This window comes from Halorubrum sp. SD41 (assembly GCF_058630335.1).
Genome location: NZ_JBZVGZ010000005.1, coordinates 85894 through 109535 on the forward strand (window position 1 = coordinate 85894; position 23642 = coordinate 109535).

The following is a 23642-nucleotide window of genomic DNA, read 5'->3' on the forward strand; positions in this document are numbered from 1 at the left end:
CCCGCGATCGTTTTGTGATCGGAACGCGTCCGACCCTCCATGTCACTCCGCAGTCGGCTCCTCGGATCGGCCCTCCTCGTCGCCGCCGCCGCCGCGCTCGGGCTGGCCGGAACGGTCGCGCCCGGCTTCGTCCCCTCGCCGTCGTCGGCAGAGGGAATCGCCTTCGTCACCCCTTCGCCCGTCTCGTTCCTCGCCGCCCCCGCACTCCTCGCGGCCGGGTCGGTCCTGCTCGTCGGCGGCGCGGCCGCCGCGGGCGGCACCGAGCGCTCCGCGCGCGCCGCGCTGGTCGCGCCCGCGCTCGGCGCCGCCGCCGCGTTCGCGTTCGGCGTCGGTCTCGTACTCGCCCCCGCGTCGGTCCCCGAGACGGCGACAAATCCGGCGGCGCACGCGGCCCTCATCGGGCGGGGCAGCGGGATCGCCGCCGGCGCCGTCGTCGGTGCGGCCCTAGCGCCGGTGGTTCAGGCGACGACCACCGAGGACACCGGCGCGCTCCTCGCCGGCGCGGTCCTGTTACTGGTGGCGATCGCGGCGGGCGCGTCCGACCCCCTCTCGCTGGTCGCCGGCGGCGTCGGCGGCGCCGTCGCCGTCGCCCTCCTCTGGGCGGTCGACCCCGAGCGCTGGCGGCCCTGAGCGCCGGCGGCCCTGATTGCCGGCCCCGCTCGCTCGCCGCCGATCAGCTTCCCGGCCGCTCGCTCGCGGCTGGCTCTGAGTTCGCGCTTCTCGCCGAACCGCTCGTCGGAGCCCTCGCAATCGGACCAGCGCGGGGGTTCGACGCCGCCAGTTGGGTGCTGTCGCGATCGCCCGTCTCCGGAGATCACCGCGCAGTCCCCGTCTCGGCACCGCCCGTTCGCGGATCGGGGGACCGACCTCGATCTCCCGTTATGAAAGTTAGATTGTTATATTACAACTCTGTTGGTAATACTTATCCCAGTGGAGTCTGTGTGGTCCGATACGGTTCACACGGCTACACACACGGTACGCTGTGAGACCGTCTCCCGAGCGACACGACTGCGGTCGGACCCACCGGACTGACGACAGACAGTGGCAGCGGCAATTCAACGCGATCGGTCACGTTCGAGACGGCCAAATGAGTGAAAGCGAAAACGCGAACACCAACGCGAACACCGACGCGAGTACAGACACAGAGAGAGAGACGGACATCTTCTCGGAGCGAACACAGCTGAAGCCCTACGAGTACGGCGAGTTCCTCGACTACGTCGAGGCGATCCGGAACAGCTACTGGGTGCACACGGAGTTCAACTTCGACGGGGACGTCCAGGATTTCAAGGTCAACACGACGCCCGCCGAGCAGACGGTTATCAAGCGGACGATGTTGGCTATCGCGCAGATCGAGGTGCAGGTGAAGACGTTCTGGTCGGACATCTACGAGGAGATGCCCAAAGCCGAGGTCGGGAACGTGGGCATGACCTTCGCGGAAAGCGAGGTGCGGCACATGGACGCGTACAGTCACCTACTGGACGTCTTAGGGATCACGGACGACTTCGAGCAGGTGACCGAGGAGCCGGCGATCAAAGAGCGGATCGAGTACCTCGACCAGTATCTGGAGAAGAGCGAGAGCGACGACGAGCGGGAGTACGTGATGAGCATCCTGCTGTTCAGCGCGTTCGTCGAGCACGTGTCGCTGTTCAGCCAGTTTCTCATCATGACGAGCTTCGACAAGCACGAAAAGAAGTTCACGGGGATAGCGAACGCCGTCGAAGCGACCAGCAAGGAGGAGCAGATTCACGGGCTGTTCGGGGTCGAGCTGGTGGAGACGATCAGAGCGGAGAACCCGGACCTCTTCGACGACGACTTCGAGGAGGACGTCCAGGAGGCCTGTCGGCAGGCCTACGAGGCGGAGACGGAGATTCTGGACTGGATATTCGCCGACGGCGAACTGGAGTTCCTCCCCCGGGCGCACGTCGACGTGTTCCTGCGAGACCGGTTCAATCAGAGCCTCGCAAACGTCGGCGTGGAACCGATATTCGAGACGGACGACGACCTGCTCGAGGAGACGCGCTGGTTCGACGAGGACATCATGATGACGAAGGATAACGACTTCTTCAGCAAGCGGTCGACCACGTACAACAAACACACGCAGAGCGTTACCGCGGAGGACATGTTCTAACGATGGCACAAACAGCACTCGACGGCGTTGCGGAACAGCATAATGAACCGTTTTACTGGCTGAACGAGGACAGCAGGGAGTTCCTCAGAGAGGGATACCTGATCGAGGGTGTCGAAGCGGAAGAGCGAGTCAGACAGATAGCGGAGCGCGCCGAAGAGATCCTCGGCGAGGAGGGCTTCGCGGACAGGTTCTACGAGTACATGAGCCGCGGCTTCTACAGCCTCGCCAGCCCGGTGTGGGCCAACTTCGGACTGGACAGAGGCCTCCCTATCAGCTGTTTCGGCAGCTACATGGAGGACAACATCGAGAGTATCCTCTACACCCAAGCCGAGGTGGGTGAGATGACCAAGCAGGGCGGCGGCACGAGCGGGTACTTCGGCGAGCTGCGGCCGCGGGGCAGTCAGATAACGAACAACGGCAAGAGCAACGGGAGTTACAGCTTCACGGAGCTGTTCGACACGATCATTAACGTCATCAGCCAGGGCGAAACCCGGCGCGGGCAGTTCGCCGGCTACATCGACGTCGAACACGACGACCTGGAGGAGTGGCTCAACATCAAAACCGAGGGGGACCCGGTACAGGACATCTACTACGGCGTCATCGTCGGCGACGACTGGTTTCGGGCGATGATCGACGGCGACGAGGAGAAGCGGGAGACCTGGGCGGACATCATCGAGACCCGGATCAACGTCGGCGTTCCGTACATCATCTTCCGGGGGAACATGAACGAGGGGAAGCCGCAGGTGTACAAGGACAAGGACTACCAGATAAACGCGTCCAACCTCTGTACCGAGATCGCGCTGCCGGCCACCGCCGACGAGAGCTTCGTCTGCTGTCTCTCGAGCATGAACGCGCTCCACTACGACGAGTGGAAGGACACCGACGCGGTGGAGACGCTGACCCGGTTCCTCGACGCGGTGATGGAGGAGTTCATCCAGCGCACGGAGGGAGTCCGGTTCATGGAGCGGGCCGTGCGGTTCGCGAAGCGACACAGGGCGATCGGGATCGGCGTCCTCGGGTGGCACAGCTACCTCCAGAGTAACATGATCCCCTTCGACAGCATGGAGGCGATGGAGAAGAACGAGGAGATATTCCGGACGATCAGAGAGCGGAGCTACGAGGCGAGCGAGGCGCTCGCCGACGAGTTCGGGGAGCCGGCGGTTCTCGAGGGGTACGGCAGGCGGAACACGACGACGATGAGCGTGGCGCCGACGAAATCGAGCAGCGTCATTCTGGGGCAGGTCAGTCCGAGCATCGAGCCGCTGAAGTCGAACTACTTCGTGCGCGACGGTGCGAAGCTGAAGTCGACGCAGAAGAACAGATTCCTACAGGCGCTGCTGGCGGAGCGGGGTAAAGACACCCGCGAGGTCTGGGACAGCATCGCGAATAAGGACGGGAGCGTCCAACACCTCGACTGTCTGACGGACAAAGAGAAGGAGGTGTTCAAGACGTTCGCCGAGATACCGCAGATGGCGATCATCAACCAGGCGGCACAGCGACAGAAACACATCGACCAGGCACAGAGCGTGAACGTCTCCATCGACCCGAGCGAAGTGAGCGTCAAGGAGATCAATCAGCTCTACATAGAAGCCTGGAAGAAAGGAGTCAAGAGCCTCTACTACCAGCACAGCGTGAACGCCGCACAGAAATTCAGTCGAGATATTCTCGAGTGTCGGGCCTGTGAGAGCTGACCGCTAACCCGTAGTCGGGCTCACGTCCCCGGCCGCTCGCTTTCGCTCTCTAGCTCGATGTCGCGGTCGGCCTCGCGGGTCGCCGCCTCCTGCTTGCCGAGGTCGACGTCGCGGGCCGTGTCCGCGTCCCGCGTCTCGTCGGTCCGGAGGTCGCTGTCGGCCACGGTGTCGAGCTGTTCGAGCGCGCTCTCGATGTCCTCCAAGCCGAGCAGCTTCTCCGTCTCCTCGTCGAACTCCTTGCTATCCAGTCCTTCCATCTGCTGGACGTCGGAGCCGGAGAGCGCCTTCCCGTAGCGGCCGATGAGGCTGGTGAGCTCCTGCGGGAGGACGAACGTCGTCGACTCGCCTTTGCCGATCTCTTCTAAGGTCTCCATGCCGCGCTCGATGATGGCGCGCTCGCCCATCGACTCGGCGGACCGTGCCCGCAGCACGGTCGAAATCGCGTCCCCCTGCGCTTCGAGGATCTGGCTCTGCTTTTCCCCCTGTGCGCGGATGATGTTGGACTGCTTGTCACCCTCGGCCTGCTCGACGGCGGAGCGGCGTTCCCCCTGCGCTTCGAGGATCATCGCGCGGCGGCGGCGCTCCGCGCCGGTCTGCTGCTCCATCGCGCGCTGGACCTCCTGTGAGGGGCTCACCTCGCGGACCTCGACGGCCTCGACGCGGATCCCCCACTCGTCGGTGGGCTCGTCGAGCTCCTCGTTGATCCGGTCGTTGATCAGCTCCCGCTGGGAGAGCGTGTCGTCGAGCTCCATGTCGCCGATGACGGCGCGGAGGGTCGTCTGCGCGAGGTTGGAGACGGCGTTCTTGTAGTCGTCGACCTCTAGGAACGCCTTCTTGGCGTCCATCACCTTGATGTAGACGACCGCGTCGGCCGTCACGGGAGAGTTGTCCCGCGTGATCGCCGACTGGCTCGGCACGTCGATCGTCTGCGTCCGCATGTCGAACGCGTACGTCCGCGAGACGAACGGCGGGATGACGTGGACGCCCGGTTCGAGCAGCTTCCGGTACTCCCCGAAGACGGTGAGCGCCTCCTTGTCGTAGGCGTCGACGATCTCCACGGCGCTGACGACCGTGACGGCCGCCAAAAGCACCGCGAGCGCCGCGACGCCGAAGACGAGGCTCTGTCCGAGGAGGGCGACGCCGACGAGGAGGGCGACGCCGAGCGCGAGGTACTGCCAGACCCCGTCCGGGATCTCTCCCAGCACCTCCTCCAGCTCGGCGGACTCGCCGCGCGGACCTTGTGTTCCCATAGGTGAAGTTACGGCCCGACGCTGTTAACGGTTGGCACGAGTTTACGGGTCGACCCGCGCCCCGCCGGCCGATTCGTCATCCGCAGCGCCGGTCTCCGAGATACCGGAAACGTCGGCACGGGCCGGCCGGATTTAACTACGCAGCTGCGGAACGAGGATCTATGCCATCCGACGAAGGAGACGACGCCCCGAAGTTCAGCACGCGAAGCGTTCACGCCGGGGAGGACCCGGACCCGACGACGGGCGCCCGCGCGACGCCAATCTACCAGACGACCGCCTACCAGTTCGACGACGCCGACCACGCCGCGGACCTCTTCGCCTTAGAGGAGGCCGGCAACGTCTACTCCCGGCTGATGAACCCGACCAACGCCGCCCTCGAAGAGCGGATCGCCTCGCTGGAGGGCGGCGTCGGCGCGGTCGCGACCGCCTCGGGCATGGCCGCGCTCGACGTGACGACGTTCCTGCTCGCGTCCGCGGGCGACAACATCGTCTCGTCGTCAGCGCTGTACGGCGGCACCTACACCTACCTCACCCACTCCGTGGAGCGCCGCGGCGTCTCGACGCGGTTCGTCGACCCGCTCGACTACGAGGGGTACGCCGAGGCCATCGACGAGGACACCGCCTACGTCCACCTCGAGACGATCGGCAACCCCGCCCTCGTCACGCCCGACATCCAGCGGATCGCCGACATCGCGCACGACCACGGCGTCCCGCTGTTCGTCGACAACACGTTCGCGACGCCGTACCTCTGTCGCCCGCTCGAACACGGCGCCGACCTCGTCTGGGAGTCGACGACGAAGTGGCTCACCGGCAACGGCACCACGGTCGGCGGCGTCGTCGTCGACGGCGGCTCGTTCCCGTGGGCCGACCACGCCGAGAAGTACCCGGAGATCGCGCAGGACAACCCCGCGTACCACGGGATCAACTTCGCCGAGCGGTTCGGCGACGCCGCCTTCACCTTCGCGGCGATCACCCGCGGGCTCCGCGACCTCGGTGACCAGCAGTCGCCGTTCGACGCGTGGAACACGCTCCAGCAGACGGAGTCGCTCCCGCTGCGGATGGACCGCCACTGCGAGAACGCGGGCGTCGTCGCCGAGTACCTCGAAGACCACGACGAGGTCGCGTGGGTGAACTACCCCGGCCTCGAGGACCACGAGACCCACGAGGAGGCGAGCGAGTACTTAGAAGGCGGCTACGGCGGCATGCTCACCTTCGGGCTGGAGGCCGGCTACGAGGCCGCGCGGGCGACCGTCGAGGAGGCGGACCTCGCCTCGCTGGTCGCGAACGTCGGCGACTCGAAGACGCTCGTCATCCACCCCGCGTCGACGACCCACCAGCAGCTGACGGACGAAGAGAAGGAGGCCGCGGGCGTCACCGACGACATGGTTCGCCTCTCGGTCGGCATCGAGGATCCCGCGGACATCGTCGCGGACCTGGAGGCCGCCATCGAGGCGGCGACCGCGTAACCGCGACCCGCTCGTTTCCGACGGTTTGGATATGCGATTCGAGCGACTGCGATATGTAGAAGTTGGTACTTAATCTCCATTCCGGCCAGCGACAACGTTAGGGTGGGTCGATAGTTCGACCTATTGGGGTTCGTTCCGATACTGTATTCTGTCATCCTGACTGTCTAACGACCGGTCGTCGACCTCAGGCGTCTAACTGGCCCGTGCATTCGTCACAAACGTACTGTAGTCGCCAGTCTTCTACGCTATCGACATCCAGCCCGATCTGCGTGTAGTGGAAGGGAGATTTGTGGGTCTCGTGGCCGCACAAGGGGTCTTCGGTCGCGTCTGGAATGTGTAATATGTCGTCCTCACCTCGGATCCAGTGTTCTTTGTCACCTGGTGGTGCTGGATGCATCTACATTACCTCCCTGGGACAATCGGGGTTGCCACATTGAACGCCGCCGCTCGAATCGGCTGGGGAAAACTCGGCTGCGGTGGCGTTGATACCGTCCATCTCGGAGTTTCCTGGCCTCTGGGTCGTGATTCGCCCGATGGAATGGTTCCGGTGCTTCCGACTGAGACTCGCCTCGCTGACAATTCGGGCTTCTGAGACCCGCAGTTCTGAGATCCTTCCCTTCTTGCAGACTGGTATACATTGCATCGTGAAGATCCATCTTTAACCGTGTCTCGCTGCCCTATATAGGGGGCGAAGACTGGTGACTTTTCTGAGGAACGGTTATCGATTAAATTGCTTGCGTACTCCCTTGGCCAGTGTCACATCAAGCCGGTTACGACACAGGGGATAGTAGGTCTCAGCGTTCGAGTTTGAGCGGTCTTTGGTTTGGAGCGATTGAGTTGGTCTGTCACTCGAAGGATTGGAGCGGGGTTTCTTCGGCCATCGTTTTGTAGATCTTTCCGTTGGAGTCTATCCACCCCAATTGTTCTTCTTTGAACATCGATCTGTAGATCGCCCCGTTGGAGTCTATCCACCCCAGTTGCTCTTCTTCGGCCATCGTCTTGTAGATCGCCCCGTTGGAGTCTATCCATGCCATGTGACGTGTCGTCCTTTTGCGGGGGAAAGGATATTCTTATGGTTCGATAGCCGTATGTTGGTTTGACCCTTCCTAGTCTGCAATATCCTCGTGGCGAACCCTCAAGAACGATTCTCATCGCATTCGGAGAATGTAAGCGGACGATGACGTGTCGACGGCCGACGAAATCGTCTGACGCAGTCTTTTTGACTGGCGTCCCGTGTTTCTCGGTATGTACAATATGCCCGGACAGAGCTGTGCCTGTGGTGAGGATCAGCGTAACATGGCTCAGTACTGCAGCGATTGTGGAACCCAGAAACGGTGGATCGATTGGGGGCACCACAGCCAAGTCTTCGAGTGTCCGGACTGTCAGTGAGAGTTCCTCCACTCTTGAGAGGATGACACCGACCGACCTCGCTGAGATTGGGTGACAATCCCGCCACGCTATTTACCCGGGGAGAGACCGGTTTACAGACCGACCGAATCAGGTACACTAAAATCTCAGGCTCTTGCCTAATTTGGTGAAACAACTGTCTGAAGTGTGATATGGGAATGTGCGGAGTGATGAATATAGAGAATGTAGTCATCAATCTCTGTTAGCAGTACAGCTGATTAGCAGCAGTTGCTTTCATCGGGGTTCCACGCACATGCATTTCCCGTCGTCAGGCCATTTTCATCGATATATGCCGCCAGACACGCGTAGTTACAGAAGTACTGGGGGGACCCGCAGTTGTCGTCACAATCACGGACACAGATTGGATCGTGGTCGAAAATTTGGGAGTCACAGTACGCGCGAGGTTCGTTCGCATTCGGGGTCGCCACAGTCGTGGACATAGCTGACCTAGGAGTAGCGTCGCGGAAAACGTTTCGTGAGATACGCTTCATCTTGAGACCGATACGCGCTCTACGTTCAACACGCCTTTATGAACATATCACCAGTTGAGGATTCCAACAGAGCCAACCGGTGTTTCTCCCGTCGAGCTATCGTCCTCCCGACTTACTCCTCGAACCCCTCTTCCCACCGGAACGTCCCGTTCCGCTGGACGACCTCGCCGTCGACCTCCATCCGGGAGTCGGCGCTCACGTCCGTGATCATGTCGACGTGGACCGCGCTGTCGTTGCCCGACTCCCCCTCGGACAGGCAGGCGTCGTAGGCGCGGCCGACCGCGAGGTGGACGGTGTCGCCCATCTTCTCGTCGAAGAGGATCGAGTCGGTGAACCGGTCGATACCGCGGTTCATCCCGATACCCAACTCGCCCAGCCGCCGGGCGCCCGGGTCGGTGTCGAGGATGTCGGCCAGCGCGTCCTCGCCCGCCTCGGCCGCGAAGTCGACGACCTGCCCGCCCTCGAAGACGAGGTGGACGTTCCGAACGCGGGTCGCGTCGATGGTCATCGGCACGTCGAAGAACGCCTCGCCCTCGGTGTCGTACGGCGCCGTGAACACCTCGCCGCTCGGGAGGTTGTGGGAGTCGTACGCGACGGAGGCGGCGGAGTTGACCGCGGTGCGGCCCGCGATCGACATCGTCACGTCGGTGTCGGGCGCGCCGTCGCGCTCGGTGACGATCCGGACCTCCTCACCCGCGTCGAGGATCTCCTTCATCTGCGCCATCTCCTCGGCGAGCGACTCCCAGTCGCGGAGGACCGCGTCGTAGACGAAGTCGCGGTACTCCTCGTAGGCCATCCCCGCCTGCTGGGCGAGGGAGCGGGTGGGGTGGACCGTCGACACCCAGTCGGTGTCCATTCGCGCCTCGCGGACGCCCTGCCGCGCTTTCGCGTACGCCTGCCGTGTCTTCCGGCCGACGTCCGCGGTCGCGGTGGTGTTGCGCCCGCCCCCGATCCGGAGGTACGCGTCGGCCGCCTCGAACATCGCGCGCTCGACCTCGGGGTCCGCGTCGAAGTCGTCGGCCTCGACCGCGGCGTCGGCTCCGGTTTCGGCGTCGTCGTCGTCGGCCTCGCCCTCGACCCTCGCCTCGACCCCTTTTAAATAAGCGCGGGAGACCTCGCTCGACCCGTACAGGGCCGTGACGTTCGCCCCGCGCTCGCCGAGCGCCTCGGCGACCGCGACGCCCAGCTCGTGGGCGTCCTCCGCCACGCTGACGACGACGTCGTCGCCGGCCTCGACCCGCGCGCTCCAGTCGACGAGCACTTCGGCGTGCTCGCGTACGCGTTCGTCCATTATCCGGTGTGTGGCGGGGGAGCGGTAAATCGGTGCCGGGACGGTCGAACCGGTCACCCCCGGCCGGTCAGATCAACACCTCGGCGTCGGTGAGGAGGGTTCGTTTCGCTCGTTTCGCCTCCGACCCCTCCGAGACGATGCTTGGCGTCGTGGCCGGCTCGTCGAATCGGTCCGGGTCCGGAGTGCGGGAGTCGAGTAGCTCCGCGAACGTCGGTCCCTGTCGTCCGGTGAGATGGATGAACCCGCCGTAACGCCGCCGCTCGATCGGCGTCGTGTCCGGGTCCGGGAACGCCTCGCGAATACAGCCGACCCTCTCGCGGAGATACTCCGCGGCCTCATGCTGGGAGTACTGGCTGTCCGCGTAGTACTGTTCCCGACCGCGATCCGTGAGGTCCGCGTCCGCGAGCGCGGCGGACTCGTACCGAACCGCGTCCGCGCCGATCTCACCGCTGAGGAAACTGAGGTTCACCGTGAAACTGTCGGGGTACCGCAGGATCAACAGAAAGAAGATCTGGTCGTCGACGGTGTAGCGCTCCTGTAAGCGGTAGTAACACTCCAGGTAGTACGCCGCGAGCGCCCCGATCCAGTCGTCGCGTTCCCCGTCGAGGTAGGCGGTCGCGACGTCGTAGTACTCCTCGCCGGCGACCTGCTGGAGGCGGTGCTCGAAGCTCCGTCGCATCTCCTTTAGCTCGTCCTCGTACACCTCCGTCAGCGGGACGTCCGGATCGTCGAGCAGCCGGCTCTTTCGCTCGCCGGCGTCCGCGATCCGGCTCATATTCTCGTGGAGGTCCCGCTCCGCCTCCGCATCGGGGAGGGGAATTCGGACCGCCTGTCGGCGCAGCATGTCCGCTCCGTCGTCCACCCGGTCGTGCCACTCCATGCCGTCGCCATCGGGACAGGGAGGTATTAAAATCGGCCGGTGGCCGGCGTCGCGTCCCGGTCGAGCGGGCGATCGCACCTTCCCACCGCGGTCGTCACCCGGTGTCTCGGTGGACGGCCGCGAAGAGCCCGATCGCGAGCAGCGCGACGCCGACGAGCCCGCTGCCGAGCCTCGCCAGCCCGGCCGCCGGGGTCCGGTCCAGCCGGTCGCGCGAGTAGCTTCCGAGGACCCTGTACGACTCCCCGTCGACGCGCAGGTTGTCGAGGCCGGCGAGCCGGTCCGCGCAGTTCGCGTCGCCGAGGGCCCACTCTCCGGAGGTCGAGGCGCGTTCGAACAGGAGGTCGATCGATCCGGGCGCGACCCGATACCCGCGGATCGAGACGGTGCGGCCGTCCGCGAGGGCGACCGCGGTGTCGGCGCACCGCGCGGGGAGGTCGCTGGCGTTCACGGCCGAGTGCTGGTCGAGCCCCGCGCCCGCCCGAAACGTCGCCTCCCAGCCGACGACGCTCACGTCCGCGATCAGGACGAGCAGGAGGAGGGCGCCCGGGACGGCGAGGAGCCTGCGGTCCATCGCGCCGGGCGGATCGCCCCGAGCGAACTATATGCTTTGTGTGGGCCGGGGGCCGTCACTCCAGGTCGAGCAGCGCCGCGATCTCGTCGAGGTAGTCGTCGTAGACGCCGACGGCGGACTCGATCGGGTCGGGCGAGGCCATGTCGATCCCGGCGAGTTCGACGACGTCGAGCGGGTACTCGGAGCCGCCCGCCTTCAGCATCTCGCGGTAGTCGGCGGCGGCCTCCTCCCCCTCGTCGAGCACGCGCTCGACGATGGCGGCCGCGACGGAGATGCCGGTCGCGTACTGGTAGACGTAGAAGTCGTAGTAGAAGTGGGGGATCCGCTGCCACTCGCGCTCGATGCCGCCCGTCAGCTCGGCGGGCGCGTAGAAGTCGCCCTTCAGCTCGCCGTACATCTCGTCGAACGCGTCGGGGGTGAGCGCGTCGCCGGCCTCCACGCGCTCGTGGATCCGCTGTTCGAACGTCGCGAACATCGTCTGGCGGAAGAGGGTGGAGCGGAAGCGTTCGAGGTACTCGTCGAGGACGTGGGTGCGGAGCTCGTCGTCCTCGACGGTGTCGAGCAGGTGGTGGGTGAGTAGCGTCTCGTTGACGGTGGAGGCGATCTCGGCCACGAAGATCTCGTAGCTCGCGTCGTGCCACGGCTGCGCGTCGCCCGCCAGCTCGGAGTGCATCGAGTGGCCCAGCTCGTGGGCTAAGGTGAACATCGAGGCGATGTCGTCCTGGTAGTTCATCATGATGTACGGCTGGGTGTCGTACGTGCCCGAGGAGAACGCGCCGGAGCGCTTCCCGCGGTTCTCGTACACGTCGACCCACCGCGAGTCGAGCCCCTCGGCCAGCCGCTCCTGGTAGGCGTCGCCGAGCGGCGCGACCGCCTCGATCACCCACTCGCGGGCCTGCTCGTACTCCACGTCGGGGCCCTGGTCGCCCGTCAGCGACATGTAGAGGTCGTGGCTCCGCAGCTGGTCGACGCCGAGCGCCGCCTCCTTCAGCGCCGCGTGGCGGTGGAGCACGTCGAGGTTGTCGTCGACCGTGTCGACGAGGGTGTCGTACACCTCGACGGGAACGTTCGAGCCGTCGAGCGCGGCGGCGCGCGCGGAGTCGTAGTCGCGGATCTCGGCGCTCGTCACGTGCTCGCGGACGGCCTTCTCCAGCGACGTGCCGACCGTGTTGCGGACGTCTTCCCACTCGTCGTAGAACGTCTCGTGGACGCGCTCGCGGAACTCGCGGTCCGGGTTCGTCTGGAGCTTCGTGAAGTTCGCCTGCGTGATCTCCACCTCCTCGCCGTCGGGGTCCTCGACGACGCCGTACGTCATGTCGGCGTTCGTCAGCATCGAGTAGATCTCGCTCGGCGCGTCGGTGACCTCCGAGAGGTCCGCCAGCACCTCCTCGACCTCGCTCGACCGCGTGTGGGGCTTCTTCCGCAGGACGTCGTCGAGGTAGTGCTCGTACTCGGCGAGCGCGGGCTCCTCGTCGAGGAAGGCCTCCACGTCTGACTCCGTCAGCGACTGGATCTCCGGTTCGAGGTACGAGACCGCGCTCGACGCCTCGGAGCCCAGCGACGACGCCCTCGCGGACATCGCCTGGTACTCCTGGTTCCGCGTGTCCTCCGCGCTGCGGAGCCGGGCGTAGGTCATCACCTGCTGGAGCTCGCGGAAGATCTCCTCGCGCAGTTCGAGCAGTTCGAAGAGGGTCGCGGCGTCCTCGGTCGCGCGCCCCTCGTAGGCGGCCAGCTCGTCGATCCGGTCGGCGACCGCCTCGTAGGCGGACTCCCACGCCTCGTCGTCGGCGTAGATGCCGTCGAGGTCCCACTTGTACTCGGCGTCGATCTCGGACCGCTCGGGAACCGAACTCATACCCTTCGGGTCGGCCTCCCGCACACTAAGCCTTGGCAAACCCCGCGCGGCGGACCGATATGCGTGCGGTGCGTTACCGCTTCGCTGTGTCGTCGCCGTCCGTCCCCGACGCGTCGCCGTCCGCGCCGGACTCGCCGCGACCGCCCGCCGCCTCCCCCTCGGCCCAGTCCGCGAGGTCGACGACGAGCACGATCGCGTCCTCGCCGTCGCGGTAGTAGCCGCCGACCCGCCGGATCGGATCGAACCCCTCGTCGGCGTACAGCGACCGGGCGGGGTCGTTCCCCTCGCGCACCTCCAGCCGAGCGACCGCCACGCCGGTCGCGCGGAGTCGGGCCAGCGCGGACCGGAGGAGGGTCCGACCGATCCCCTCGCCGCGGGCGTCGGGGTGGACGGCCAAGTCCTTGATATGGCCGATGTCGCGGCCGTGGTTCGGCGTCCGGTCGGCGACGACGAACCCGACGACCGCGCCCGCTCGCTCCGCCACGAGGAACGCCGGCTCGTCGAGCAGCCGCTCGAAGGCGTCGTGCGGCCACGGGTCCGAGAAGCAGGCGCGCTCGATCCGGACCACCGCGAGGAGGTCGGCGCGCTCTGCCCGCCGGACCGCGACGTCGGGGACGCTCACGGGTCGGCTTGCGGGCCGCGGAGAATAAACGCCCCGGGTCGGCGGAGGGGTGCTGAGAAGGAACGCGCCGGGTCGACGAGGGCCGCGGCGGCGACGCGCGGCCTCCCTCACGCGTCGATCCAGGGCTCGTCCGGGTCGGCGTCGGCGGGGTCGGGGGCGCACACCTCGAAGCAGGCGCCGTCCGGCGGTCGGAGCCGCCGCCCGTCGGCGAGGTCGACGGGACCGTCCGTGGCCGCTCGCAGCTCCACGCGCCACCCGTGCGACTCGACGACCTCGCGGACGATGTCGAGCCCGTACCCCGTCCCGTCCGCTCGGGTGGTGAACCCCGACTCGAACACCGACTCCCGGTGGTCGGGGTCGATCCCCGTCCCGTCGTCGGCGACGAGGAACCCCTCGTCGGTGGCGGTGACGAGGACGGTGAGGTCGTCGCCGGCGAGCGCGTCGTCGCCCGACGCGTCGCCGGCGGACTCGTCCCCGCTCGCCTCTGACGCGTCCGTCGTCGCGTGTTCCGTCGCGTTGCGGAACAGGTTCTCTAAGGCCTGTCGCATCCGGCCGCGGTCGCCGTACACCCGCGCGTCGCCGGCGACGACCAGCTCCGCGTCGTCGCCCCCGGCGGCGGTCTCCCAGGCGTCGCGGGCGACGCTCGCGAGGTCGAACTCCGTGGGCTCGTCCATCCCGGTCCCCTGCCGCGCGAGGGTGAGCAGCTCCGAGACGAGCTGATCGATCCGGTCGACCGCGCGCTCGCCGCGGTCGAGGGGCTCCGTCTCGCCGCGCAGCCGCGCCATCTCGATCGACCCCCGGATCACCGACAGCGGGTTCCGCAGGTCGTGCGAGACGATGCTCGCGAAGCGGTCGAGCCGCTCGTTGCGGTCGGTGAGGCGCCGCTCGCGCGCCTTCCGCTCGCTGACGTCGCGGGAGTTGATGAGCAGTTCGCCGACCGGGCTGTCGGCCGGCAGCGACCGCGTCCGCGACTCCAGCCAGACCCAGTCGCCGTCGGCGGCGCGGTAGCGGTACTCCAGCGTCGGCGCCGCGTCGGGCTCGCCCAGTGCGCGGTAGAACCGCTCCGTCACGCGGTCCCGGTCGTCCGGGTGGACGTAGCCGAGCGGGGAGCGCCCGACCGTCGACCCCTGCTCGTAGCCGAGCACCTCCTCGACGGAGGGGCTCTCGTAGACGACGAGCCCGTCGTCGTCGACGACGGTGACGAGGTCGCTGCCGTACTCTAAGAACGCGCGGTAGCGCTCCGGGAAGGTGCGGTCGGCGTCGACCCGGCGGACCGTGACGATCCGGCCGGCGAACTCCGGCGCGAGCTCCTCGTCGACGACGGACTCGACCCACGCGTACCCCCCGCTCGCGCGGCGGATGCGGTGGGTGACCGTCCGGCTCGTCGCGACCGCGGACAGCGCGTCGGCGACCGGTTCGCGGTCGCTCGGGTGGACGCGGTCGAGGAGGTCGCTCCCGACGAGCGCGTCGCGCTCGACGCCGACGACGTCCGGGACGGACGGCCCGGCGAACAGCACCTCGCCGTCGACGGCGACCGCGAGGAGGAACCGGTCGGGCTCGGGCGGGCGCACACCGGTCCGAACCGGCCTAGCGTCGTCGCCGCCCGCGGTCGGGCCGCCGTCGGGAGCGTTCGCGGTCCGGCGGGCGTCGGTGCGCTCGGCACGGGCGCGGTCGCCTGACCGGCCCCGCCGCTCCGGGGGTCGGGTCGGCGCGTCGACCGGCGCGTCGTCGTCGCCCTCTGGGGCGTCGCCCTCGTCGGCGCCGCGGGCGGGCGTCGGCGTGTCGGATCTCCGGAGGGTCACTGTGAGTTCTATCGCCCGTACGGACGCGGGAATATAAAACCGCGCGCCGAGAAAATCAGTTTTGATAACACACGCTTCGACGAGCGCCGAGGGCGCCCCCGGCTCGCCCGCCGCGTCCGGTCGGCGGTTCGCGCTCCGCGAGAACGACCCCGCGAGCGGTCACACCTCGTCCACGACGGCCGCGTTCGCCCACGCGGCCTCGAAGCCGTCCCGCACCCGGGCGGCGAACCCGCGGTCGCGCAGGTCGAGCATGCCGAACAGCCGGTCGGGCGCGAGCGGGTCGGCCACCTCCAGGCACACCTCCTCGCCGTCGATGAGGTAGAAGTTCCCGTACGCGTCCTCCGTGATCCGCAGCTCGAAGGGCCCCTGCGCGATCGTCAGCGTCGCGCGGTCCTCGTCGACGGCGGCGCGGGCGTCGTCGAACACGCCCGGCGAGAGCAGCACGGAGACGTCGACGCCGCTTCGGATCGCCGCGAGGAGCCGGTCGAGCAGCTCCGGCCCCTCGCGGTCGACGTCGAACTGCGCGGAGACGTCGGTGGCGACGACGACGATCGACTCCTCGGCGGCGTCGATCCGCTCGAAGAGGAGGTCGAGCGAGTCGTCGGCGCCGACCGCGGCGGTCCAGAACTCGTCGTCGGTCGCCTCGGCGTCGGCCAGCCGGTCGATCAGCTCCGACTTGCCGGACTCGTACGTCTCGATCCGCTGTCGGAGTTCCCGGCGCTTCGCCTCGACGAGGCGGTCGACGGCGACGGCGGGCTCGACGGGGGCGTACCGCTTCGGCTCGCGGTCGGTCTGGACGCGGACCAGCCCGCGCGACTCCAGGCCGCCGAGCGCGTCGTAGATCCGGCCCTTCGGTACGCCGCTCTCCTCGGCGGCGGCCGCGGCGGTCCCGGTGCCCAGCGCGAGCAGCGCGCGGTACGCCCGGTCCTCGTAGCTCGACAGCCCGAGGTCGCGGAGCGACTCCATGAGTCCCGATAAGCGGGTCCCACACAAAGCGTCGGCGCTCTCGCTCGCGTCAATATATAAAAGAGCGGACGCACAACGCCCGATCGTTTCGTCGTTCGCCTCCGGTGTCCCGCTCGCGAATTGGAAAACACCGACTAAACGCCGTTAGGACCGATGAAAAGACGACTTTGGTACAATCTGTTCCGCCGCTCGTCTCAACAGGTACTCTACGGAAACAGACACGTTGTTGTCACGGGTTCCCGAAGGGTATTACGTCGCAGTCCCGTACGCGTTCGCAACCAACATGAGTCGAATCCGGACGGCCGTCGTCCTCCTCCTCGTCGCGTCCCTGCTCGCGACCGGCACGGCGGTCGCGCAGTCGGCCAACGACACGGTGCGCGGCGACCCCGACATCGAGGCGTTCGCGCCGGAGACGGCGTTCGTCCCCGGTGAGGAGTCGACGCTCCAGGTGAGCCTGAACAACCGCGGCGACATCGACGCGCAGGGGGCGGACAACCTCGAGAGCGAGGTGGTGACCGCCCACGAGACGACCGCGCGGATCCTCACGGGCGACGAGGCCAACCGCGAGGTCCCCTTCGACGTGCGGACCGGCGAGCAGGCCGTCGGCGACGTTACGCGCGGCGTCACCGGGCCGATCGAGTTCACCGTCGTCCCCGACAAAGACGCCGATCCCGGCGTCTACCGCGTCCCGATCCGACTGGAGTACCGGAACGTCGAGAGCGCCGAGGTGGACGACGGCGCCACCGTTCGCGACCAGGAGGTCGTGACGGAGACGGTGTACGTCTCCGTGGAGATCACCGACCGCGCGCAGTTCGCGGTCGTCGACGTCGACGGCGTCGTCCAGGCCGGGGACAGCGGGATTGTCGAGGTGACGATGCGGAACGTCCGGAACGAGACGGCCTACGAGGCGAGCGTCGCCGCGAACCCGATCGACCCCGACCTCTCGTTCGCCACCGACGCGGGCACGACCGAGACGTACGTCGGTGCGTGGGCGCCGGGCGAGAACCGCACGTTCGCCTACCGGTTCGCCGCCGCCGGCCAGGCCACCGCGCGGGCGTCGACGCTGGAGTTCGAGGTCGACTACCGCGACGCCGAGCGCGCGAACGCGGCCGCGCGGACGGTCCGGACGGGCGTGACGCCGCTCTCGCGACAGGCGTTCACCGCGAAGGGGCTGAACAGCACGCTGCGCGTCGGCGAGGACGGCTCGTTCACCGTCGAGGTCCGCAACCGCGGGCCCCGAGACATCGAGAACGCGGTCGTCCTGTTCAGCAACGAGGCGCCCGCGCCCGACGGCGTCGGTCAGGAGACGATCCAGTCCGACCCGAACATCGTCCCCCGCTCGACGCGGGACACGGTCGGCAACCTCGCGGTCGGCGAGACGGCCACCGCGACGTTCGACGCCGGACTCCGCACGGACGCGAACCCCGGCCCCCGGACGGTCACCGTGGCGGTCCGCTACCGCGGGCTCGGCACCGACGAGGGGGTGAGCGCGAGCGAGGGCGACGACGGGACCGTCTCGCTCGTCTCGACGGGGTCGGCCGGCGACGTCATCGTCTCCGACACGCTCGACGTCGTCGTCGACGTCGCGCCCGAGGCGGACGTCTTCGCCGTGTCGCCCGCCGAGCCGAACGCGACCGACCCGTCGTCGGTGACGCCGGGGTCGACGGTCCGGTACGACGCGGTCGTCCGGAACACCGGGCCCGAACCGATCTCGAACGTCCAGGCGAAGCTGTTCGTCGACTCGCCGCTCTCCTCGTCGTCCGACGAGGCGTTCGTCACCTCGCTCGACCCGGGCGAGGAGACGACGGTCAGCTTCGAGGTCGCGGTCGACGGCGGCGCGACGCCGAAGACGTATGCGGCCGCGGTCGACTTCCGGTACGACGACGCCGACGGCGACGAACAGCTCTCCGACACCTACCAGCTCCCGGTCGAGGTGGTCGAAGACGACGAGGGCGGGGCGCTCTCCTCGCCGCTCGGGATCGTCGCCCTACTCGGCGTCGTCGCCGTCGGCGGCGCCCTGGTGTGGCAGCGCGGCCGGGTGAGCCGGGCGATCTCCGAGTTCCGCAGCCGGCTCCGCTCCCGATAGATGGACCCAGTCACCCGGCTGTTCGGCGCGATCACCGACCGGGTCATCGAGCAGCCGCGCCGGGTCGTGATCGCCTGCCTCGTCGTCACCGCCCTGTTCGCGCCCGGCATGGCGCTGTTGGAGGCGAGCGCGGGCAGCGACCAGTTCACGGACGGAATCGAGGAGGCGGACGCGCTCGACCGCGTGAACGAGCGGTTCGAGCCGGCGTTCGGGGGTGACGACCCGACGACGCAGCTGATCCAGCGCGACGTGAACGTGCTCGACCGCCGCGGCCTGCTCGACATGCTGGCGACCGCCGAGCGGCTCGCCGAGCGCGACGGGCTGCGGGTGACCGACGTCTCCGCGCCCGCGATGGACGTCGCGGCCGAGATCGACGCGGACGCCGACACGCCCGCGGCGGCCCGGGACGCGATCGAGCGCGCCAGCGACGGCGAAATCGAGGACGCGGTCGACGCCGCGGCCGAGGACCCCGGCTTCGCCACGCTGCTCTCCGACGACTTCAACCGCGAGTCCGGGACGGCCTCCGCGTCGCTCGGCGTCGTCTCCCACTCGTTCCCGGCCTCGGCGGACACGCAGGCGATCCAGCAGGAGGCCCGCACCGTCGCCGAGGAGGCCCCCGGCGACGTGACCGCGTTCGGGGGTGGAATCGTCGACGCCGAGTTCCAGCGCGTCATCTTCGACTCGCTCGCCATCGTCGTGCCAGCCGCGCTCGCGGTCATCCTCGGCCTCCTGGCGTACGCCTACCGCGACCCGTTCGACTTCGTGCTCGGCGGGGTCGCGCTGTTGATGACGGTCGTGTGGACGTTCGGCTTCACGGGGTACGCGGGGATCGCCTTCTCGGAGGTGCTGATCGCGGTGCCGGTCCTCCTCTTAGCGATCGGGATCGACTTCGGGATCCACACGGTGAACCGCTACCGCGAGGACCGCGCGGCGGGCGCGCCGCCGGAGACCGCGATGCGCGGCGCGCTCGGCCAGCTCGTGGTGGCGTACTCGATCATCGCCGGAACGACGATCATCGGCTTCCTCGCGAACCTCACCAGCTCGCTCCCCCCGCTCCGGGAGTTCGGCGTCGTCGCCGGGCTCGGCATCTGTTTCACCCTCGTCATCTTCGTCGGCTTCCTCCCGGCCGCCAAGCTGATCCTCGACCGCTGGCGCGCCGAGCACGACCTGCCCCAGTTCGGCTCGCGCCCCCTCGGCGCCGAGGAATCCGCGCTCGGGCGTCTCCTCCCCCGGCTGTCCGCGATCTCGCGGCCCGCGCCCGCCGTCTTCCTCGTCGTCGTCCTCCTGATCACCGCGGGCGCCGCGGGTTACGGCGCGGGCGTGGACACCACCTTCGAGGACGACGACTTCCTGCCGCCGAGCGAGGAGCCGGCGTACATCGACTACTTCCCCGGCCCGCTCCAGCCCGGCGAGTACACCGCGACGGAGACGATCAACTTCCTCTCCGAGAACTTCGCCACGAGCGAGGACGACACCGTCACGATCTACGTGGAGCGGCGCATGACCAGCGACAGTGCCCTCCGCAGCCTCGCGCGCGCCGAGCGCGACCCGCCCGACACGTTCGTGGCGGTCGACGGCCGCGCCAGCGCCGAGAGCGTCCAGAGCGCGATCGACGCGTACGCCGCCGAGGACCCAGAGTTCGAGCAGCTCGTCGAGGACTCCTCGCTCGACGGCGGGCGGCCGAACCGGAACCTCGAACGGATCTACACCGAGCTGCGGAACTCGCCGTACGACGACTTCACAGGTGAGTACCTCGCAGACGACAGCCGGTCGACCCGGATCGTGTACGCCGTCGAGTCCGACGCCAGCGACGCCGAGATCACCGCCGACGCCCGGCGCGTCGCCGACCGCTACCGCGGGGACGCGACCGCGACCGGCCAGATCGTCGTGTTTCAGGCGGTCGCCGACACGATATTCGACTCCGCGATCGTCTCGCTGGCGGCCGCGCTCGGGCTCTCCGCCGTGTTCCTCGTAATCTTATTCTGGCTGCTGCTCGGCAGCCCGACGCTGGGCCTCGTCACGCTCGTCCCGGTGACGGTCGCCGTCGCGACGCTCACCGCCACGATGCGGCTCGCGGGCATCCCGTTCAACGCGATCACCGCGACGATCCTCGCGATCACCATCGGGCTCGGGGTGGACTACACCGTCCACGTCGCGCACCGCTTCCACGACGAGTACCCCCGCGGGGGCGACGTCGACGCCGCGGTCGTCACCACGCTCCGCGGCACCGGCGGCGCGCTCACCGGCACGTGGGCGACGACCGCGCTCGGCACGGGCGTGCTCGTCTTGGCCATCACCCCGATCCTCGGCCAGTTCGGGCTGCTCACGGCCGCCAGCATCACCCTCGCGTACCTGGCGTCGCTGATCGTGTTGCCGCCGGCGCTCGTCATCTGGGTCGCCGTCGTCGAGCGCCGCCCCGGACTCCTGTTCGTCGGGCGCTTGCTCGACGCCGCCGACGTGATCGCGGTCGGCGAGGGCGACGCGAGCGACCGGGCTCGCACCGACGGCGGCACGGACGAGTCGGCCGGGGACGGCGACTCCGGCGCCGACGCGTTCGAGTGGCAGACTGACCCGCGGTCGCCCGCCGAGGATCCGAGTCAGAAGCGTTAAACGCTCGCCGCGGGTACCGGCTGGTGAGGGCGCGTAGCTCAGCGGACAGAGCACTTGGTTCCGGACCAAGATGCCGCGGGTTCAAATCCCGTCGCGCCCGTTCCTTCGCTTCGCTCAGTCACGGGCGCGACTGACCCCCGCTCGCTCCCTTTGGTCGCTCGCGGGGATCCCGTCGCGCCCTTTTGCGTCCCGTCTCACACTCTCGTCGACCGGCGGGTTCGCGACGATCTCGACCGCAACACGAGCGCGTAGCCACCGTCAGCGTCCGCGAGCGTCTCGTGCTCCCAGAACTCGAACGTCGGTCGCTGCCGTTGACCATTGATCTCTTCACGTCCCACGGGCGGCCGTCCTCGTCGACGAATCCGATCGCGCCCTCGTGCGCGAGTTCGCCGGCGGCGTCGCGGTACAGGTCGCCGCCCTCGCGGTCCCGCCCGGTGAGCCCGGTCGCGTTTCAGCTGCGAGACCGACCCGTGTCGCACCGCCTCGTCGGTCGTCGCGTCGCGGAGCAGACGGCTGCGAGAGGACGCCGGCTAACGCGGGGGTGTTCCGTGCGCCGCTACGTCCCACGGAGCGCCCGCCACTTCGCGGCAACGAACCCCGCGAGGATGAACACGAAGCCGCCAACCGTCGCAGGCGTCACCTCCTGCCCGAGCACGAGCCAGCCCGCGAGCGCCGCGAACACGGGAATCACGTACTCGATGAAGCTCATCTCGATCGGTCCGAGGTCGTCCAGCAGCGTGAAGTACAGCAGGAAGCCGCCGACGCCGGCGACCGCAGAGAGGTACGCGACGGCGGCGAGCGCGGACAGCGTCCACGTGGCGGCCGCGAACGACTGGCCAGGGAGCGCGAGCACGGCGGCGTGGAGGACGACCGCGCCGACGGCCATCATCCAGGCCTGCGTCGCGAGGAACGGCATCGACGGCGACCGGCTGTGGGTGACGACCGCGGCGACGGCGAACGCGAGCGCGGCGGCGAGCACGAGCGCGACGCCGAGGACGCTGTCCGCCAGGTTCGCCGGGTCGGGATTCGCGATGACGACGACGCCGACGAACCCGAGCGCGACGCCGAGCGCGGTGGCGGCGGTGAACTCCTCGTCGGTCGAGACGAGCCGCGTGAGTGCCGGGGTCACCACGGGGACGAGCCCCAACAGCACGGCGGCGACGCCGCCCGTGACGTACCGCTGGCCGGCGAACAGGAACGCGTGGTGGGCGCCGATGATGAGGGCCCCGCCGACGAGCACGTAGACGTAGTCGTCCCGCGTCCGGGGGCGGATCTCCACGCCGGCGACGAGCACGGCGGCGAACAACAGTACTGCAGCGACGTCGAAGCGCACGGCGGCGAACGGGACTGCGGGGAGGTCCGCGAGGCCGACGTCCGTCGCCATGAACGCCGTCCCCCACACTGCGCACAGCAACAGGAAGCGGCCGGCCGTCCGGGAGCGACTCATTCACGCGGAGGTCGCCGCCAACAACGAAAGACCCGTCGAACCGCTCGCTCGATTCGCCTTCGAACGTGTTGTGGCTGCCCGAACTAGCCTGTTGGGCGGTCGCTGCGCCCCGACAAATCAGGGCTCGCCGGAGAGCACCCACTGAGTCGGTAAGTGGAACGCTCGGTTCTGTAGTGGCTTCAGCGGTCGTATCCACCCAGCCACTTGCGCGTCATGAACGACATTGAGCTGCTCAAAGAGCTCCGAGCGGTATCCGGACCTGCCGGTTCTTCTCTATACTGGGAAAGGAAGCGAAGAGATTCTCAGCGACGCAATTCCGGCTGGCGTGACAGATTACCACAGCCTACCCCCGATGAGCACATACTTGCGGTTCAACGACTCAACTCGGCGTGAGAAGTCCCCAAATCTTCATTCCCGTAGAGTGTCAACGCTGTCAACAAGGATGTCACGTCAAGTGCGGCTCGAGGACGATGTGTACGAGCGCATCAAGGCAAACAAACGAGATGATGAATCGTTTAGCGACGCTGTCGGGCGACTCATTGGGGGGCGCTCCCTTCGTGATCTCCGCGGCGTCTTTGACGAGGAGCAAGTGAGCGAGATGCGGACCGCAGTCGAAGCTGCTGACCGGGCGGACCGCGATGAGGTCCGTGAAGTTGCGGAGCGGTTCGAATGATTGTTGACACAAGTTTTGTCTTAGACGTTATCGGCGACGTTGATGCGGCTGTCACGAAAGAGCGGGAACTCGAAGCTGAGAGTATTCCCTTGGTGATCCCCTCGATGACCGCTCTCGAGCTGTACATTGGCGTTGGGAAGGTGGCAAACACACGTGCGGAGCGGCAAGCAGTCGATGCTGTGCTTGCGTCGTACCCGATCGTAGACATGACTCCGAGTGTTTCTCGGCGGGCTGGGCAGCTCCTCGGTGAACGGATGGCAGCGGCAGACGAAGGTGATGGACCCGGTATCGGGAAAGGCGACGCAGTGATCGCCGCAACCGCGGTGGAACGCGATGAGTCCGTCCTGGCCGCCGACAGTCACTTCGCTACGATTCCTGGTGTCTCTGTGGAAACATACCGGTGACC

19 protein-coding genes and 1 tRNA gene are annotated in these 23642 nt (G+C 67.6%); 9 read left to right on the forward strand and 11 right to left on the reverse strand.

The genetic code is table 11. The features are described from left to right. Nucleotides 1–39 precede the first annotated feature (39 nt). From AC4NMM_RS03290 to AC4NMM_RS03300, 3 genes are all read left to right on the forward strand, one after another. The gene (locus tag AC4NMM_RS03290; RefSeq protein WP_491923523.1) at nt 40–630 is read left to right on the forward strand and encodes a hypothetical protein; all 591 of its coding nucleotides are present in this window, start codon (nt 40–42) and stop codon (nt 628–630) included. 457 nt (nt 631–1087) lie between these two features. Next, entirely contained in the window at nt 1088–2128 is a 1041-nt protein-coding gene (locus tag AC4NMM_RS03295) for a ribonucleotide-diphosphate reductase subunit beta (RefSeq protein WP_096394336.1), read from the forward strand. A 2-nt stretch (nt 2129–2130) separates the two neighbouring features. Continuing rightward, nucleotides 2131–3819 (forward strand): ribonucleoside-diphosphate reductase subunit alpha, encoded by a 1689-nt coding sequence (locus tag AC4NMM_RS03300; RefSeq protein ID WP_096394337.1) that lies wholly within the window; start codon nt 2131–2133, stop codon nt 3817–3819. Between the two features lie 20 nt (nt 3820–3839). On the opposite strand, the gene AC4NMM_RS03305 is transcribed toward AC4NMM_RS03300, so the two are convergent. Continuing rightward, complete coding sequence (locus AC4NMM_RS03305; RefSeq protein WP_096394338.1) at nt 3840–5069, reverse strand: SPFH domain-containing protein; 1230 nt, start codon at nt 5067–5069, stop codon at nt 3840–3842. 161 nt (nt 5070–5230) lie between these two features. Between AC4NMM_RS03305 and AC4NMM_RS03310 the strand changes: the two genes are divergently transcribed. Then, nucleotides 5231–6535: an O-acetylhomoserine aminocarboxypropyltransferase/cysteine synthase family protein gene (locus AC4NMM_RS03310; RefSeq protein WP_096394339.1), complete on the forward strand. Its 1305-nt coding sequence runs from the start codon at nt 5231–5233 to the stop codon at nt 6533–6535. A gap of 845 nt (nt 6536–7380) precedes the next feature. Here the strand turns inward: AC4NMM_RS03310 and AC4NMM_RS03315 are convergent. The 9 genes from AC4NMM_RS03315 to AC4NMM_RS03355 form a co-directional block, all read right to left on the reverse strand. Further along, nucleotides 7381–7569: a hypothetical protein gene (locus AC4NMM_RS03315; protein ID WP_491923524.1), complete on the reverse strand. Its 189-nt coding sequence runs from the start codon at nt 7567–7569 to the stop codon at nt 7381–7383. A 591-nt stretch (nt 7570–8160) separates the two neighbouring features. Beyond that, nucleotides 8161–8382, reverse strand: a complete 222-nt coding sequence (locus AC4NMM_RS03320) for a hypothetical protein (RefSeq protein ID WP_096394341.1) — start codon at nt 8380–8382, stop codon at nt 8161–8163. 163 nt (nt 8383–8545) lie between these two features. Further along, nucleotides 8546–9724 (reverse strand): aminopeptidase, encoded by a 1179-nt coding sequence (locus AC4NMM_RS03325; protein WP_096394342.1) that lies wholly within the window; start codon nt 9722–9724, stop codon nt 8546–8548. Between the two features lie 67 nt (nt 9725–9791). Then, complete coding sequence (locus tag AC4NMM_RS03330) at nt 9792–10604, reverse strand: hypothetical protein (RefSeq protein ID WP_096394343.1); 813 nt, start codon at nt 10602–10604, stop codon at nt 9792–9794. 94 nt (nt 10605–10698) lie between these two features. Then, the gene (locus tag AC4NMM_RS03335; protein ID WP_096394344.1) at nt 10699–11175 is read right to left on the reverse strand and encodes a hypothetical protein; all 477 of its coding nucleotides are present in this window, start codon (nt 11173–11175) and stop codon (nt 10699–10701) included. 55 nt (nt 11176–11230) lie between these two features. After that, entirely contained in the window at nt 11231–13030 is a 1800-nt protein-coding gene (gene pepF, locus AC4NMM_RS03340) for an oligoendopeptidase F (protein WP_491923525.1), read from the reverse strand. A gap of 73 nt (nt 13031–13103) precedes the next feature. After that, nucleotides 13104–13652: a ribosomal protein S18-alanine N-acetyltransferase gene (rimI, locus tag AC4NMM_RS03345; protein ID WP_096394346.1), complete on the reverse strand. Its 549-nt coding sequence runs from the start codon at nt 13650–13652 to the stop codon at nt 13104–13106. Nucleotides 13653–13759: 107 nt separating this feature from the next. Continuing rightward, nucleotides 13760–15454, reverse strand: a complete 1695-nt coding sequence (locus AC4NMM_RS03350) for a PAS domain-containing protein (RefSeq protein WP_491923526.1) — start codon at nt 15452–15454, stop codon at nt 13760–13762. A 159-nt stretch (nt 15455–15613) separates the two neighbouring features. Beyond that, the gene (locus AC4NMM_RS03355) at nt 15614–16420 is read right to left on the reverse strand and encodes a TrmB family transcriptional regulator (protein WP_096394348.1); all 807 of its coding nucleotides are present in this window, start codon (nt 16418–16420) and stop codon (nt 15614–15616) included. A 283-nt stretch (nt 16421–16703) separates the two neighbouring features. Between AC4NMM_RS03355 and AC4NMM_RS03360 the strand changes: the two genes are divergently transcribed. From AC4NMM_RS03360 to AC4NMM_RS03370, 3 genes are all read left to right on the forward strand, one after another. Continuing rightward, the gene (locus AC4NMM_RS03360) at nt 16704–18506 is read left to right on the forward strand and encodes a COG1361 S-layer family protein (protein WP_491923527.1); all 1803 of its coding nucleotides are present in this window, start codon (nt 16704–16706) and stop codon (nt 18504–18506) included. Further along, on the forward strand, nt 18507–21116 hold the full coding sequence (locus AC4NMM_RS03365; protein ID WP_491923528.1) for an efflux RND transporter permease subunit: 2610 nt from the start codon (nt 18507–18509) through the stop codon (nt 21114–21116). A 27-nt stretch (nt 21117–21143) separates the two neighbouring features. Beyond that, nucleotides 21144–21216: transfer RNA gene (locus AC4NMM_RS03370), tRNA-Arg, on the forward strand. A gap of 456 nt (nt 21217–21672) precedes the next feature. Here the strand turns inward: AC4NMM_RS03370 and AC4NMM_RS03375 are convergent. Next, entirely contained in the window at nt 21673–22563 is an 891-nt protein-coding gene (locus AC4NMM_RS03375) for a DMT family transporter (RefSeq protein ID WP_096394351.1), read from the reverse strand. Nucleotides 22564–23005: 442 nt separating this feature from the next. On the opposite strand from AC4NMM_RS03375, the gene AC4NMM_RS03380 reads away from it, so the two are divergent. Continuing rightward, the gene (locus AC4NMM_RS03380) at nt 23006–23236 is read left to right on the forward strand and encodes an antitoxin VapB family protein (RefSeq protein WP_096394352.1); all 231 of its coding nucleotides are present in this window, start codon (nt 23006–23008) and stop codon (nt 23234–23236) included. After that, a complete protein-coding gene (locus AC4NMM_RS03385; RefSeq protein WP_096394353.1) occupies nt 23233–23640 on the forward strand; it encodes a PIN domain-containing protein in 408 nt (135 codons plus the stop codon). The genes AC4NMM_RS03380 and AC4NMM_RS03385 overlap by 4 nt, the downstream gene beginning before the upstream one ends. The last annotated feature ends 2 nt before the right edge of the window (nt 23641–23642 follow it).